The following is a 15221-nucleotide window of genomic DNA, read 5'->3' as shown; positions in this document are numbered from 1 at the left end:
AGGGTAGGAAACGGCCGATTGACCGTTTCCCACCGGGGAATTACTGTTTTTTGGAGGATTTCTTGCCACGCATCAGGTTCAGCGCTTCTACTGACATGGAGAAGAACATGGCGAAGTAGATATAGCCTTTCGGAACATGAATATCGACGCTTTCCAGAATCAGCGTAAAGCCCACCAGAATCAGGAATGACAACGCCAGCATTTTTACCGAGGGGTGACGATCGACAAATTCGCCGATGGGGCGAGCGGAAAACATCATGACGCCGACGGCAATCACCACCGCAGCCATCATGATAAACAGATGGTCAGACAAACCCACGGCGGTAATGACCGAATCCAGACTGAAGATGATGTCCAGCAGCATAATCTGCACAATGGCGCCAAAGAAGGAATGTACCTGCGAAGTATGATCTTCCGAGCCGCCTTCAATGGTTTCATGAATTTCCTTGCTGGATTTCCAGATCAGGAACAGGCCGCCAAGGAACAGAATCAGGTCACGGGCGGAAATCTCCTGCCCGAATACGCTAAACAACGGATTGGTGAGCCTGATAACCCAGGCGATGGACGCCAGCAGGCCGAGACGCATCAGCATAGCGCCCATCAGGCCGATACGGCGAGCTTTGTTCTGCTGATGTTTGGGAAGCTTGGCGACGACCAGTGACAAAAAGATGATGTTGTCGATGCCAAGTACGATTTCCAGTATGGTGAGTGTTCCCAACGCTAACCAGGCATTGGGATCTGCGATCCAATCAAACATTATCTCAGTGCATCCTTAAACGAAACGTAAACGACTATTATCTCTGTCTTGCTACTGCGCAGGCAAGAGGATTTACAGCCGCCGGACTTCAGGCGGCAGGTGTGTTGGTTTTCCTGCAACCCGACGTATTTGGGGTACAGGCTGCGCTACGCCCTGTGGGCATTACAGCAGAAAATGCCGGGCCAGTAACGGCGTAGTGAAGGTTTTCTTCAGGTAAAAACCGCGCGGCAGCGTCAGAATCGGCTGTCCGTGTTCGCCAATCGCCTCGGTTAGCGCCCGGCTATTGGCGGCCTTTGGGCGCAACTGCAACACTTCGCCGTGGCGGGCGGTGATGCTTTCCACTTTGCCCAGCACGATCAAATCCATGAGTTCTTCCCAATCCTGTCGTAATTGCCGTTCTTCCTCCGGGCTGGGGCTCCATAACAGCGGCGCGCCGATTCGGCGTTCTCCCAGCGGGATGGGGCGCGAGCCTTCCACCGGGATCCACAGCACTCGGGTTAGCTTGCGGCGCACATGGCTGCTTTCCCAGGTTACGCCGCTGTTGCCGGTGAGCGGGGCGACGCAGACAAAGGTGGTTTCCAGCGGCCGTCCTTGTGCATCGACCGGGATGGTTTTCAATTCTACGCCGATATCGGGGAAATCCTGTTCCGGCTTGCTACCGGCGCTGGCGCCCAGAAAGCGTTCCAGCAGCACACCGATCCACCCTTTATCCCGTTTCAGGTTGGCAGGCAGCGGCAGTTCGGCAACGTGGGCCAGCTCCGCCAGCGAATAACCGGCCAGCGCCTGCGCCCGTAACAGCAAGGTCTGTTCACTGTCCGGCGGAGCCTGATGGGGCGTGGGTATCTGCATGGATTGCGTATCCGTTACTGGTAATCAGGGTGATTAAAAAAAATACAGCCATAACGGAGGATAACGTCAGGCATTCAGCTATTCAGGCGGAAAATAATAATAGCATGATTCTTTTATGATTTTTTTTCCTTTCACCGTTGTGAAAAAAGTGCCGCCGATTTTTGTTCATGATAAGACACCGACAATGAACAGGATTTTACACTATGTTATCCACAGATTTTTGGGATAACCGGGATAACTCAGGATTACTGTTTTGATTTACAGCCTTGACGGGCGCTGCTTTTGCTGGTTTAGCCGATTTTTTGGCTGGTTTTCCGTGGTTGCCTGTGGATAAAACCGGCGTAGTGCGATCTTTCGCCACTCTGAAAACGGCATTAAGTTCGGGCAGTAATGAGCGGTGGAGAACGCGGGGAAAAGCACGTTAATTGATTGAAAGGGAATGGCAATTTAGCGAGAGAGATCACGCTTACGTAAAAGTCGAAACGAGTTTTACGCACTTTTTCATGATGTTCTTCACAAAGATGTCCACAGAAAAAGTGAATAAAACGGCGTAATTGCCGCTCGAATGTTTATAACTTTGATCCTATCTGTGGGTTAACGATATTTTATCTAGAGAAAAGTGCGGGTAGCGACGCAGTGGGCCGGAACCGCCGATGTCTGTGCAATTGCCGCAAACGTATCAATAAAGGGATGTAAAGCGGGAGTTTACCGCCTGTCAGGAGTGTGAAACAATCGAGTCATCTTTGCATTCTAGTTTATCGAGGTAGTCCGGTGATCGACGATGATGGCTACCGCCCGAATGTTGGTATTGTAATTTGTAATCGGCAGGGCCAGGTATTGTGGGCCCGCCGCTACGGCCAGCACTCCTGGCAGTTTCCTCAAGGGGGAATTAACCCCGGAGAGAGCGCGGAACAGGCTATGTTCCGCGAACTGTTCGAGGAGGTGGGGCTGCGGAAAAAGGACGTTCGTATTCTGGCTTCCACCCGAAGCTGGTTACGCTATAAATTGCCAAAACGTTTGGTGCGTTGGGATACAAAACCGGTTTGTATCGGCCAAAAGCAGAAATGGTTTCTGCTACAGTTAATGTGTAATGAATCCGACATCAACATGCAAAGCAGCGGCACCCCGGAATTCGACGGATGGCGTTGGGTGAGCTACTGGTATCCGGTACGCCAGGTGGTGTCGTTCAAACGTGATGTTTACCGAAAGGTGATGAAGGAATTTGTCACCGCCGTGATGCAGCTACAGGAGAATTCGGCTACCCGAATGTCATCAGGAACCAGACGAAAACGAGGATAACCCGACACATCATGATGCTCACGCGACTGCGAGAAATTATTGAAAAGGTTGCAGCCGCGGCCCGGCTGAGTGATGCGTTAGACATTCTGGTGAATGAAACCTGTCTGGCGATGGATACGGAAGTCTGCTCCATCTATCTGGCTGATCACGATCGTCAATGTTATTACCTGATGGCGACGCGCGGGTTGAAAAAACCGCGCGGCCGTACGATTACGCTGGCGTTTGGCCAGGGGATTGTCGGGCTGGTCGGCGAGCGGGCCGAGCCTATCAATCTGGCCGATGCGCAAAGCCACCCCAGTTTCAAATTCATTCCGGCCGTACGCGAACAGCATTTTCGATCGTTTCTGGGCGTGCCGGTGATCCACCGGCGTCAACTGTTGGGCGTGCTGGTGGTACAGCAGCGCGAGCACCGGCAATTCGATAAAAACGAAGAATCGTTCATGGTGACGCTGGCCACCCAGATGGCGGCGATCCTGTCCCAATCTCAGATGAAGGCGCTGTTCGGGCAATACCGGCAAACACGCATTAAGGCGATGGCCGCGTCGTCCGGCGTTGCTATCGCACCAGGCTGGCAAGACCGCAGCCAGCCGTCGCTGGAGTTGGTATTTCCGGCCTCCAGTCTCGACAGCGATCGTGAGCGTTCCCGACTATTGATGGCGATGGAAGAAGCCGGCGCCGAGTTTCGCCGTTTCAGCAAACGCTTCAGCGCCAGTTCGCAGAAAGAGAGTGCGGCCATCTTCGATTTCTATTCCCACTTGCTTAATGACGCTCGCCTCAAACGCGACCTGTTTCAGGAGGTGGATACCGGCAGCGTGGCTGAATGGGCGGTCAAGGTCGTGGTCGAGCGGTTTGCCGCGCAGTTCGCCAGCCTGCAAGATCCCTACCTGCGCGATCGCTCCAGCGATTTGCGGGCGTTAGGGCAGCGTTTGCTGTTTCATCTTGACGACAATGCGCAAAGCAACGGCCAATGGCCGCCGCGTTTTATTTTGGTCGCCGACGAACTGACGGCGACCGTACTGGCGGAAGTGCCGCAGGATCGCCTGGCCGGTGTGGTTGCCTATGATGGGGCCGCCAATTCCCATGCCGCTATACTGGTGCGAGCGATGGGGATCCCTACGTTGATGGGCGCGGATATTCAGCCCGATCTACTGCATCAGCGCCTGCTGGTGCTGGATGGCTATCGCGGTGAGTTGCTGGTCGATCCGGAGCCGGTGCTGGTGCAGGAATATCAGCGTCTGCTGAGCGAAGAAAACGAGCTGACCCGGCTAGCGGAAGATGACATGGAGCGCCCGGCGGTGCTGAAAAGCGGCGAACGGGTGGATGTGATGCTCAATGCCGGCCTGAGCGCCGAGCATGAGAAACGCTTTATTAATCAGGTTGACGGCGTGGGGCTGTACCGTACCGAAATTCCATTTATGTTGCAGAACGGTTTCCCCTCGGAAGAGGAACAGATGACGCAATATGAAGGCATGTTACGGCTATATCCGACCCGGCCGGTGATGTTGCGTACGCTGGATATCGGTGCGGACAAGCAGTTACCTTACCTGCCCATCAGCGAGGAAAACCCTTGTCTGGGCTGGCGGGGCATTCGGGTAACGCTTGATCAGCCGGAAATCTTCATGATTCAGGTTCGCGCCATGCTGCGCGCCAACGCATATATCGGCAATCTGAGCATTTTATTGCCGATGATCAACAGCCTGGATGAGATCGATGAAGCGAAGCGTTTAATCGATCGGGCGGCAGCGGAGGTGTCGGAACTGCTTGGCTTCCCATCACCGCGCCCGCGCATCGGTATTATGATTGAGGTGCCGTCGATGCTGTTCCTGTTGCCGCACCTGGTATCCCGCATCGATTTCGTTTCCGTCGGCACCAATGACCTGACCCAGTATTTACTGGCGGTGGATCGCAATAATCCACATGTCGGCACCCTTTACGACAGCCTGCACCCCGCGATGCTGCAGGCGCTGAATATGATTATCACTCAGTGCCATCATTACCAACTGCCGGTTTCGGTATGCGGCGAAATGGCGGGGGAGCCGATGGGCGCGTTGTTGCTGATCGGGTTGGGATTCCGCACACTGAGTATGAACGGGCGTAGTGTCGCCCGCATCAAATACCTGTTGCGTCGCATTGGCGAAGGCGAAACCCGTCAACTGGTCGCTAAAGTGCTCAACGCACAAACAGCCAGCGAAGTGCGCCAATGGGCGTCGATCTTCATCGAAGAGCGTGGACTTGGCGGCTTGATTCGTGGTGGGCGCTAAACGCGACAGCGCCCGCTTGCCATCCCCGTCATCCCCGTAAATGTTTACAGTTCTTTTATTCCCTCGTTGCCAACTGTTTCCGCTGGCTATGCTATCATGCGCAACCGCGGACGGCCGACGGGAGACCTGCCTGCTTCCGGCCCCTTGAATAGCCCCGAAATCAGGGACAAAGCAACGATAATGTGGTGATCGATGACGACGAGCTATCTGGTATTTCCTCAGTTTGATCCGGTGATTTTATCTATCGGGCCGCTTTCTCTGCACTGGTATGGATTGATGTATTTGGTCGGGTTTGTGTTTGCCATGTGGCTGGCGGTACGCCGGGCGAACAAACCGGGTAGCGGATGGCATAAAGACGAAGTAGAAAACCTGCTTTACTTCGGGTTCCTCGGCGTGTTCGTCGGGGGGCGTTTGGGGTATGTATTGTTCTATGCTCTCCCTTCATTTTTGGATAATCCGCTCTATCTGTTCCGGGTGTGGGACGGCGGCATGTCTTTCCACGGCGGGCTGTTGGGCGTTATCTCGGTGATGTTGTGGTTCGCGCATCGCACCAAACGTCATTTCTTTCAGGTATCTGATTTCATTGCGCCATTGATTCCGTTTGGTCTGGGCGCGGGCCGTCTGGGGAACTTTATCAATGGTGAACTTTGGGGCCGCGTCACGACCGATACGCCGTGGGCGATGCTGTTTCCCAGCTCTCGCGCTGAAGATATGACGCTGGCGGCAGGCAACCCGCAATGGCAGGCGATTTTTAACCAGTACGGCGTTTTGCCGCGTCATCCGTCGCAGTTGTATGAACTGCTGCTGGAAGGCGTGGTGCTGTTCATCATTCTGAACCTGTTCATTCGCAAATCTCGTCCGATGGGCAGCGTATCCGGGCTATTTCTGATCGGTTACGGCTCTTTCCGCATTATTGTGGAATTCTTCCGCCAGCCGGATGCCCAACTAGGATTATTCAGCGGCATCAGCATGGGGCAGATTCTGTCGGTGCCGATGGTGCTGGCCGGTATTTTGATGATGGTCTGGGCGTATCGCCGCCAGTCGAGCCGGCAGTGATTGTTGATCTAATTACGTAGATAGAGGTGGTATGAAACAGTATCTGGAACTGATGAAAAAAGTGCTCGAAGAAGGGACTCCCAAAGATGACCGCACGGGCACGGGAACGTTATCGATTTTCGGTCATCAGATGCGTTTCAACCTGCAGGAAGGGTTTCCGCTGGTGACCACCAAGCGTTGCCATCTGCGATCCATCATCCACGAACTGTTGTGGTTTCTCAATGGCGATACCAATATCGGCTACCTGAATGACAATAAGGTGTCGATTTGGGACGAATGGGCGGATGAGAATGGCTCACTCGGGCCGGTTTACGGCAAGCAGTGGCGAGCCTGGGGCGCGGCGGATGGCCGTCAGATAGACCAGTTGCAGACCGTGCTGAATCAACTGAAGCAGGATCCGGATTCCCGCCGTATCATTGTTTCAGCCTGGAATGTCGGGGAACTGGACAAAATGGCGCTGGCGCCCTGCCATGCCTTTTTCCAGTTTTACGTTGCCAACGGCAAACTCTCTTGCCAGTTGTACCAGCGTTCCTGTGACGTATTCCTCGGCCTGCCGTTCAATATTGCCAGTTATGCGCTGCTGGTACACATGATGGCGCAGCAATGTGATTTGGAGGTCGGGGATTTCGTCTGGACCGGCGGCGATACCCACCTTTATAACAACCACCTTGAGCAGACGCGCCTCCAGTTGAGCCGTGAGCCGCGTCCGTTGCCGCGACTGGTTATCAAGCGCCGTCCTGAGTCGCTGTTTGATTACCGGTTTGAAGATTTCGACATCGAAGGATATGACCCGCACCCAGCCATCAAGGCGCCGGTAGCCGTTTAAGTCTTTATTCTGTCTCGCTCTCACCGCCCAAAGGCGGATGCCGCTGACCATGGAAATGCTGTTTTCCGTTGAGTAGCCCAGCATCTGACCGATGGGCGGTTTTTTTTCTTCTCTGCTGATTTGCGGGCAAGCGCGCAATTCCCTTGTATGTTGCTACCGCACCGTATCTTGCCTGCGATACGGCTCGTAACCCTATGCTTCGGCGCTATTCATCGCATCGCTGCGCTATAGAATTGCCGCTATGAACAGACCTAACCAAAGGCAGCGGGGTTTTTCCCTGCTGGAACTCATCATCGTGATAACCATTGTGGCGTTACTGACGAGCGGTGGGATGTACAGCTGGCTGGCTTATCGGCAGGCATTACAACTGGAACAACACGCCCGGCATTTACTGGCATTTATGGGGCGCGTGCAAGCCAATGCTTACTGGCGTAACCAGACCGACACGCTGTGGCTTAAGTCTGCAAACGGCAACTGGTGTATGGGAAATGGCGCGGAACCGGCTGCCTGCCCGCCTGAAAGTACATCCATTTTTACCCGCACATCGCGGGATGTCGCGCTGGTTGAAACCACCAGTGAACGGTTGATGTTTTATGGCCTGCGTAATGCCGCGCAGGCTGGGCATCTTACATTAAGCAATCCTGCCGGGCGTGTCAGGCTGGTGATATCGGCGCGTGGTCGTTTGCGCCTTTGCAGCGAGTCCCGGCCGTTACAAGGCATCCCGGTATGTTGAAGACATTATCCGGAAAAATGGTTCGAGGGTTTACTCTGCCGGAAGTGATGCTGGCGATGGTATTGAGCAGTATGACCATGTTGGCATTGGCGCAGTTGCTGCCATTATTGCGAACTCAGATGCAGGATAGCGCCAGTCTTATCCGCCTGGAGCACCTGCTAAGTCAGACGCTGTTCGGTATAGAAAAAGATATTCGACGTGCCGGGTTTTGCGCAGGCCGCTGTCAGGGGGCGTCGTTGACGCTGGAGACCGGCGCCAGCCGGCAGGTGAGTTGCCTGACGGTGGCTTACGACGTCAACCGTAATGGGCGCTGGGAAACGGGGGAGCAGTCTGAACCGGAGTTTTTTAGCTACCGTTTACGCGGCGGCGCGCTGGAGGTACAAACCGGTGGCCCTCGTTGTCAGGGCAATCGCTGGGAGAAATTACTGGATCCTGACGAAGTCACTGTCGATCGATTTGAAATAACAGAAGTCACAAAGGATGCATCCGGTATTCGGTCTCGTTATCAGGTTTTACTGACCGGTTACTGGACTACACGCCCGGCGCAGCGGCTGCAGGTGGATAGTCTGGTGTCAGGGAGGAATCATGCAGGGTAGGCAACAGCAGGGCAGCATACTGGTGGTGGTCATGTTGGTGATGATGATAGGTATGTTGATGTTGGGCGGGTTGCAGCGCCAGTTGGATGTCCAGCTACGACAAGGTATTGATGAACAGCGCTTCTGGCAGGCATTCAATCAGGGGGTATCGTCGCTGAATTGGGGAATCAGTCTTCAGTGGCAAATCATCGAAGGATGGCAATGTCAGGCTCAACCATCAGCACAGTTACGCGTTTGTCTGCGTATAAACAGCGAAAACCGTTATGGGCTGCTGCGCGCCGAGGGAAATGTTATCGGCGAGCGGCAACCTTTGGCGTTTTATCACCGAGTGGTGGCTGATGTCGCTGCGACTGGAGGGCGGATCCAACCTGTGGCTGGCGGGTGGTCGGATTTTTGTCCTGAGACGATGGAGTTTGCCTGTGCGCCGACACCTTAAAAGGCGGCGTTGCGGCAGCTGTGCCGGTTTCAGTCTGCCGGAAACGCTGGTGGCAGCCCTGTTATTCGCGGTATCGCTGGCCGGTCTCTTGCAATATCATCAGGTACTTCAGCAATCGCTGTTGCATCAAATGCAACAGCGCCAGGCATGGCGGCTGGCCCATCACCGATTGGAAGAGGAAAGTGCCGGCCGGGTTTCCGCGTCACCGGGTATGCCGGCGGGGTGGGAACTACATCGGGCCGAGCAACTCTCGCCGCCGGCTTGTCGCCGCGTTACCGTGACGGTGGTGACGCCTTATCACTACCGGGCGGTATTGAACCGCTGGTTTTGTGATGCCGCTGATGTCGTTGCTCAACGCGACGACCCATAGCCTGAAATAAGAGCTTATATAACGCCTCTGGAGATATTGATGCGGAAATCTTGTGTTTGGTTAAGCGTGTTGCTGTTGGTTTTCTGGTTTCCGACCACTCAGGCGTCAGATGGCTGGCAGTCGTTACCGCAGACGGTACGAAAGAGTGAAAATGACGAGCGACAGTATCAGGCGATTCGGCTTGATAACGATATGACGGTGTTGCTGGTATCTGATATGCAGGCTACCCGTTCGCTGGCGGCGCTGGCGTTACCGGTCGGGTCGCTGGATAACCCGCCACAGCAGCCGGGATTGGCCCATTATCTGGAACATATGTTGCTGATGGGCTCGAAACGTTACCCGCAAGCTGACGGGTTGGCCGAGTTTCTGAAAATGCATGGCGGCAGCCACAATGCCAGCACGGCCTCTTACCGCACGGCTTTTTATCTTGAAGTGGAAAATGATGCGCTGCAACCGGCGGTTGACCGGCTGGCTGATGCGATTGCCGAACCATTACTTGATCCCGTCAACGCTGATCGTGAACGACATGCGGTCAATGCGGAATTGACTATGGCCCGCGCCCGTGACGGCCTGCGTATGGCGCAGGTCGGGGCTGAAACCATCAATCCGGCGCATCCTGGTTCCCGTTTTGCGGGCGGTAATCTGGAAACCCTCAGCGACAAGCCCGGTAGCAAGCTGCATGATGAGTTGGTCGGTTTCTACCAGCGTTATTACTCCGCCAATCTGATGAAAGGCGTGGTGTATGGCAAGCGCCCTCTGCCGGAGTTGGCGGCTATTGCCGCTTCGACGTTTGGACGGATTGCTAATCGCCAGGCCAGCGTCCCGCCGATTACTGAACCGGTGGTGACGGATGAACAACGTGGGCTGTTCATCCATTATGTTCCGGCGCAACCGCGCAAGCAGCTAAAGATTGAGTTTCGGATCGACAACAACAGCCCGGCGTTTCGCAGTAAAACAGATACCTACATCAGTTACCTGATCGGTAATCGCAGTCAGAATACGCTTTCTGACTGGCTGCAAAAACAGGGGTTGGCCGAGTCGGTGCATGCCAGCGCTGATCCGATGTCCGAGCGTAATAGCGGCGTGTTTAATATTAATGTCGATTTGACCGACAAGGGGTTGGAACAGCAGGACAATGTGATTGCCGGCGTCTTCGCCTATCTGGAAAAACTGCGCAATGAGGGGATCCAGCCGCGTTATTTCGATGAGATCTCCCGCGTACTGAATATCGACTTCCGATATCCCTCTCTGACCCGCGATATGGGCTATGTAGAGTGGCTGGTCGATACCATGTTGCGGCTGCCGGTGGAGTACACGCTTGAAGGTGCTTATCTGGCCGACCGCTTTGCCCCTGATGCAATCAAAGCGCGGTTATCAACCATGACCCCCAACAATGCGCGTATCTGGGTCATCAGCCCCGAGCAACCGCACAATAAAGAGGCTTATTTTGTCGGTGCGCCTTACCAGGTGGATAAAATCGGCGACGCACGGATCATGAAGTGGCGGCAGGTAGCTCAATCGCTGACGCTCAGCTTGCCGACGCCTAACCCGTATATTCCGGATGATTTCTCGCTGATTGCCGCGGATGCGGCGATTACGCATCCCAAGAAAATCGTCGACCAGCCTGGGCTGCGTGTGTTTTACATGCCCAGCCGCTATTTCGCCAGCGAGCCGAAGGCTGATATTACGTTGATGTTGCGTAATCGCATGGCGAACGATTCTGCCCGTAATCAGGTGCTGTTTGCCCTGAATGATTATCTGGCCGGTGTGGCGTTGGATGCTCTCAGTTATCAGGCTTCGGTGGGCGGTATCGGTTTTTCTACCGGCAGCAATGATGGGCTGGTAATGACAGCCAGCGGCTACACCCAGCATTTACCTGATTTATTGCTGACGCTGGTAGAGCAGTACGCCAGTTTTAATTCGACGCAAGAGCAACTGGAACAGGCGAAATCCTGGTATGCCGAACAATTGGATGCCGCCGATAAGGCTAAAGCCTATGAGCAGGCGATGTTTCCGATTAAAGGGCTGTCGAGCGTGCCTTATAGCGAACGCAGCGAGCGGCGCAACTTGCTGAAGGACATTACGCTGCAAGAGTTGGTGCAATACCGTAAAGCGTTGTTACAGCAGGCGGCGCCGGAGATGCTGGTGGTCGGTAATCTGGAGCAGGATAAGGTGGTTAGCCTGTCGCATAATCTGCGTGAGCGGTTGGGCTGCGGCGGTATAGAGTGGTGGCGGGGGCAATCGGTCAGCATTAGCCAGTCACAGCGAGCCATGCTGCAACGCAGCGGCGGCAGTACCGATTCGGCACTGGCGGCAGTGTATATCCCTGCCGGATATGGCGAGATAAAGAGCGCTGCGTACAGCAAGCTGCTGGGGCAGATCATTCATCCCTGGTTCTTTAATCAGTTGCGTACAGAGGAGCAACTGGGGTATGCCGTGTTTGCCACGCCGGTATCTGTTGATCGCCAGTGGGGGATTGGTTTTCTGCTACAGAGCAACAGCAAGCAGCCGGGTTACCTTTATCAACGTTATCAGGATTTTTTTGGTAAAGCCGAACAGCGTTTGAGCGCCATGAATGCACAGACGTTTGCCCAGAACAAACAAGGGTTGATCAATGCACTCAGCCAGCCGCCTCAGACGTTGGATGAGGAAGTGGCGCGTTTGCGTGGTGATTTGGAGCGGGAGAATTTTGCTTTCGATACGCGTCAGCAATTGATCGGGCAATTGGCGTCCATTTCTTCGGCTCAGTTGACGGATTTTTTCCGGCAGGCGCTGCAGCCGCAAGGGCTGGCGGTGTTATCCCAGATTTCTGGCAGTTCCAGTGGGCAGGCAGATTATGCCCGGCCATCGGAATGGCAGTCTTATGCATCAACGTCCGCCTTGCAGCAAACACTGTCGTTGAAAACGGTTGAACAGAAGCCGGCTGAAAAAGAAACCCAATAACGACGGGTGAAGAGGTTTCCACTGGTACCACACCGTGTGCGGCTGATAGCGTAAGAGAAAACCAGAAGAGAAAAGGCTGGGATGGGAAGCAGTAACGCGTGGTGATGACCACGCGTTACCGGCTTCATAGGCCGTTTTACAGGTCGATGACCAAAATCTTGGAGCGACGCTGATAATTGTAAAGCTCTTGTTTGCGTTTCGGCAGTACTGCCACTTCCGCCGGCTGAAAACCGCGCTCCTGAAACCAGTGAATACTGTGGGTGGTCAGCACAAACAGGCGTTTTAGCCCCTGCTGGCGCGCCTGTGTGGCGACATGATGCAGCAATTGATCGCCACGTGACGAGTTACGGTATTCCGGATGGACCGCCACGCAGGCCATTTCACCGATACTCTCTTCCGGGAATGGGTAGAGTGCGGCACAGGCGATAGTTAAATTATCGCGCACCACAACGGTGAATTTATCGATTTCCATTTCCAACTGCTCGCGGGAACGGCGCACCAGAATGCCCTGTTGTTCCAGCGGACGAATCAGCTCCAGAATCCCGCCGATATCGTTGATGGTCGCCCGGCGGATTTGCTCTGCGCTTTCCATTACGATTTGGGTACCGATGCCGTCGCGGGAGAACAGTTCCTGCAACAACGCGCCATCTTCCTGATAGCTGATCAAATGGCTGCGGCGCACTCCGCTACGGCAGGCTTTCACCGCTCCGCGCAGGAAACGTACGACTTCGGAGTTATAATCGCCCGCCTCTTCCAGCGACTGAATACGCTGCTGTGCTTCGTCGGGCAGCAGCTCTGACACGATGCTGCCTTCGGTATTCGTGACCCCCTGAGAAGCACAAAAGCCAATCATCTTCTCGGCTTTGAGCTTGATAGCCAGTTGGGTGGCGACCTCTTCGGAAGTGAGGTTAAAGCTTTCGCCAGTAACGGAAACGGCCACCGGGCCTAAGAGCACAATGGCGCCGCTGTCCAGTTGGCGATGCAATGCTTCTTCATCAATACGGCGGATGCGCCCGCTGTGACAGTAATCGACGCCATCATCCACGCCCAATGGCTGGGCGATGATAAAGTTACCGCTGACGACATTGATGTGCGCGCCTTGCAACGGCGTGTTAAGCAAGCTCATCGACAGGCGGGCGGTGATATCCAGTTGCAACATACCGGCCGCTTGTTTCACCAGTTCCAGCGTGGTGCTGTCTGTTACGCGGGTATGCTTGTGGTAGCGAGGTTCATAGTGATGGGCCATCAGATTCGCATCGATCTGGGGGCGTGCGCCGTAAACCACCACCAGTTTGATACCAAGACTGTGTAACAGGCCGATATCGTTGACGATTTTGGCAAAATTCTCATGTTCGATAGCTTCGCCGCCGAGCATGATGACAAACGTTTTACCGCGATGTGCGTTGATGTAAGGAACTGAGTGGCGGAAGCCTTGAACCAGTTCTGTACTACGTTCCTTCACTGCGAGCCCTCTTTGCATTTTTATTCGATATTTTCGTATTTTTATTCCTCGCAAACCAAAAGGCAAGCGATAACTTTTCGGTCTGGTCTGATAGTTTAAAGCAGTGCGGCTATCACAGTAGAAAACATCAACATGATTTTTGCATGACAGCCCGGTACGTATTGGTTAAAGTTTTCGGCGTTTTCATCAATCTGCCTGATTTCCTTAGCCATTAGCGGAGTTGCATGTCTGATTCGAAGCACCATCTGACCCGTCGTCATTTATTACAGGGCGCCGCCGCCACCTGGTTACTGAGCATCAGCGGTGTTGGGCTGGCCGCCGTCTCGCAAGTGATTGCCGTGCGGGTGTGGCCTTCTTCTGCGTACAGCCGTGTCACGCTCGAATCCAGCCAGCCGCTAAAATACCGTCAGTTTATGTTGGAAAACCCTGATCGTCTGGTCGTCGATATTGAGAATGCCTCGCTGAATAGCGTGCTGAAAAATGCAGGCCGACAATTCGAACGACATGATCCTTTTATCAAGACGGCTCGGGCCGGGCAGTTCGACAAAAATACGGTACGTTTGGTGTTGGAGTTACGGCAGAAGGTCAATCCCCGGTTGTTTACACTGGCACCGGTCGCTGGCTTTCGGCATCGTCTGGTAATGGATTTATACCCTGCCGCCGGTCGTTATGACGATGCTGATGACCCGCTGCTGGCGTTGCTGGAGGATTACAATAAAGGCGACCTGGAGCGAACGCTGCCGCCGGAAAGGCCCAAAGATGGCAAGGCCGGGCGCGAAAGACCGTTGATTATCATGCTGGATCCAGGGCATGGTGGCGAAGATCCCGGCGCCATCGGTAAAAACCGGACCCGCGAAAAAGATGTGGTGCTGCAAATCGCCCGACGCTTGAAAGCGCTGATCGAGCGTGAGCACAACATGAAAGCCTACATGACCCGTAATGAAGATGTGTTCATTCCACTTAAGGTACGGGTGGCTAAAGCACGCAAGCAACGCGCCGATTTGTTTGTTTCTATCCATGCCGATGCCTTCAGCGACCGCTCAGCCCGCGGCTCTTCGGTATTTGCCTTGTCCAAAAAAGGTGCTACCAGTTCAGCGGCGCGTTATCTGGCGCAAACGCAAAATGAGTCGGATTTGATAGGCGGGGTGAGTCTGCGCGGCGATCGTTATTTAGACAGCACCATGTTTGACATGGTGCAGACCGTCACCATTAACGATAGCCTGAAATTCGGCAAAGAAATTTTGCATCGTCTGGGAAAGGTCAATCATTTACACAAAAATAGCGTCGATCAGGCCGGGTTTGCGGTACTGAAGGCACCGGATATACCGTCAATATTGGTGGAAACGGCTTTTATCAGCAATCTGGAAGAGGAACGCAAATTGCGTACCAGCCGTTTTCAGCAACAGGTGGCGCAGTCGATTATGGAAGGGATAAAAGCCTATTTCGCGGCTCAGGCGCGTTAAGCGCCATGATGGCGTCGGCTGAACGCCAGACATAAAAAAACACCCGTCAGGGTGTCTATTTATTGGTTGCGGGGGCCGGATTTGAACCGACGACCTTCGGGTTATGAGCCCGACGAGCTACCAGGCTGCTCCACCCCGCGTCCGTCTTTTTTCTTCTATCTATGATGCTG

Annotated in this window: 13 protein-coding genes and 1 tRNA gene; 10 read left to right on the top strand and 4 right to left on the bottom strand. The window is 54.3% G+C overall.

Translation table 11 applies throughout. From position 1 onward, the window contains the following. Nucleotides 1-40 precede the first annotated feature (40 nt). Together DCH402_RS15960 and mutH are read right to left on the bottom strand one after the other, a co-directional pair. Entirely contained in the window at nt 41-757 is a 717-nt protein-coding gene (locus DCH402_RS15960; RefSeq protein ID WP_027712923.1) for a TerC family protein, read from the bottom strand. A gap of 162 nt (nt 758-919) precedes the next feature. Continuing rightward, nucleotides 920-1606: a DNA mismatch repair endonuclease MutH gene (gene mutH / locus DCH402_RS15955; RefSeq protein WP_040002215.1), complete on the bottom strand. Its 687-nt coding sequence runs from the start codon at nt 1604-1606 to the stop codon at nt 920-922. A gap of 771 nt (nt 1607-2377) precedes the next feature. On the opposite strand from mutH, the gene rppH reads away from it, so the two are divergent. The 9 genes from rppH to ptrA all read left to right on the top strand — a co-directional run bounded on the left by rppH (nt 2378) and on the right by ptrA (nt 12126). Beyond that, nucleotides 2378-2905, top strand: a complete 528-nt coding sequence (rppH, locus tag DCH402_RS15950; protein WP_012770870.1) for an RNA pyrophosphohydrolase — start codon at nt 2378-2380, stop codon at nt 2903-2905. Between the two features lie 14 nt (nt 2906-2919). Beyond that, the gene (gene ptsP, locus DCH402_RS15945) at nt 2920-5166 is read left to right on the top strand and encodes a phosphoenolpyruvate--protein phosphotransferase (RefSeq protein ID WP_040003658.1); all 2247 of its coding nucleotides are present in this window, start codon (nt 2920-2922) and stop codon (nt 5164-5166) included. 192 nt (nt 5167-5358) lie between these two features. Next, a complete protein-coding gene (gene lgt / locus DCH402_RS15940) occupies nt 5359-6222 on the top strand; it encodes a prolipoprotein diacylglyceryl transferase (protein WP_040002214.1) in 864 nt (287 codons plus the stop codon). Between the two features lie 31 nt (nt 6223-6253). Next, nucleotides 6254-7048, top strand: coding sequence for a thymidylate synthase (thyA, locus tag DCH402_RS15935; protein WP_027712919.1), 795 nt, complete (start codon nt 6254-6256; stop codon nt 7046-7048). Between the two features lie 241 nt (nt 7049-7289). Next, nucleotides 7290-7781 carry a prepilin peptidase-dependent protein gene (locus DCH402_RS15930; protein ID WP_040002213.1) on the top strand — a complete coding sequence of 164 codons (492 nt, stop codon included), beginning with the start codon at nt 7290-7292 and terminating at the stop codon, nt 7779-7781. Further along, complete coding sequence (locus DCH402_RS15925; protein ID WP_040002212.1) at nt 7775-8377, top strand: prepilin peptidase-dependent protein; 603 nt, start codon at nt 7775-7777, stop codon at nt 8375-8377. Before DCH402_RS15930 ends, DCH402_RS15925 begins: the two co-directional genes overlap by 7 nt. Then, on the top strand, nt 8367-8813 hold the full coding sequence (locus tag DCH402_RS15920) for a YgdB family protein (protein ID WP_200864857.1): 447 nt from the start codon (nt 8367-8369) through the stop codon (nt 8811-8813). The genes DCH402_RS15925 and DCH402_RS15920 overlap by 11 nt, the downstream gene beginning before the upstream one ends. Beyond that, entirely contained in the window at nt 8797-9183 is a 387-nt protein-coding gene (locus tag DCH402_RS15915; protein WP_027712915.1) for a prepilin-type N-terminal cleavage/methylation domain-containing protein, read from the top strand. The genes DCH402_RS15920 and DCH402_RS15915 overlap by 17 nt, the downstream gene beginning before the upstream one ends. Before the next feature lie 39 nt (nt 9184-9222). Beyond that, the gene (gene ptrA / locus DCH402_RS15910) at nt 9223-12126 is read left to right on the top strand and encodes a pitrilysin (RefSeq protein ID WP_027712914.1); all 2904 of its coding nucleotides are present in this window, start codon (nt 9223-9225) and stop codon (nt 12124-12126) included. A gap of 136 nt (nt 12127-12262) precedes the next feature. Here the strand turns inward: ptrA and argA are convergent, their stop codons facing one another. Next, nucleotides 12263-13606, bottom strand: a complete 1344-nt coding sequence (gene argA, locus DCH402_RS15905) for an amino-acid N-acetyltransferase (RefSeq protein ID WP_196808437.1) — start codon at nt 13604-13606, stop codon at nt 12263-12265. Nucleotides 13607-13812: 206 nt separating this feature from the next. Here argA and amiC point away from each other — a divergent pair, with 206 nt between their 5' ends. After that, the gene (amiC, locus tag DCH402_RS15900) at nt 13813-15051 is read left to right on the top strand and encodes an N-acetylmuramoyl-L-alanine amidase AmiC (protein WP_040002211.1); all 1239 of its coding nucleotides are present in this window, start codon (nt 13813-13815) and stop codon (nt 15049-15051) included. A gap of 63 nt (nt 15052-15114) precedes the next feature. Here the strand turns inward: amiC and DCH402_RS15895 are convergent. Beyond that, nucleotides 15115-15191, bottom strand: a tRNA-Met gene (locus DCH402_RS15895). Between the last annotated feature and the right edge of the window lie 30 nt (nt 15192-15221).

Origin of the sequence: Dickeya chrysanthemi NCPPB 402 (assembly GCF_000406105.1) — a bacterium.
Taxonomy (GTDB): Bacteria; Pseudomonadota; Gammaproteobacteria; order Enterobacterales; family Enterobacteriaceae; genus Dickeya; species Dickeya chrysanthemi.
The sequence above is the reverse complement of the archived record's forward strand: the minus strand, read 5'-3'. Positions and strand labels throughout refer to the sequence as shown.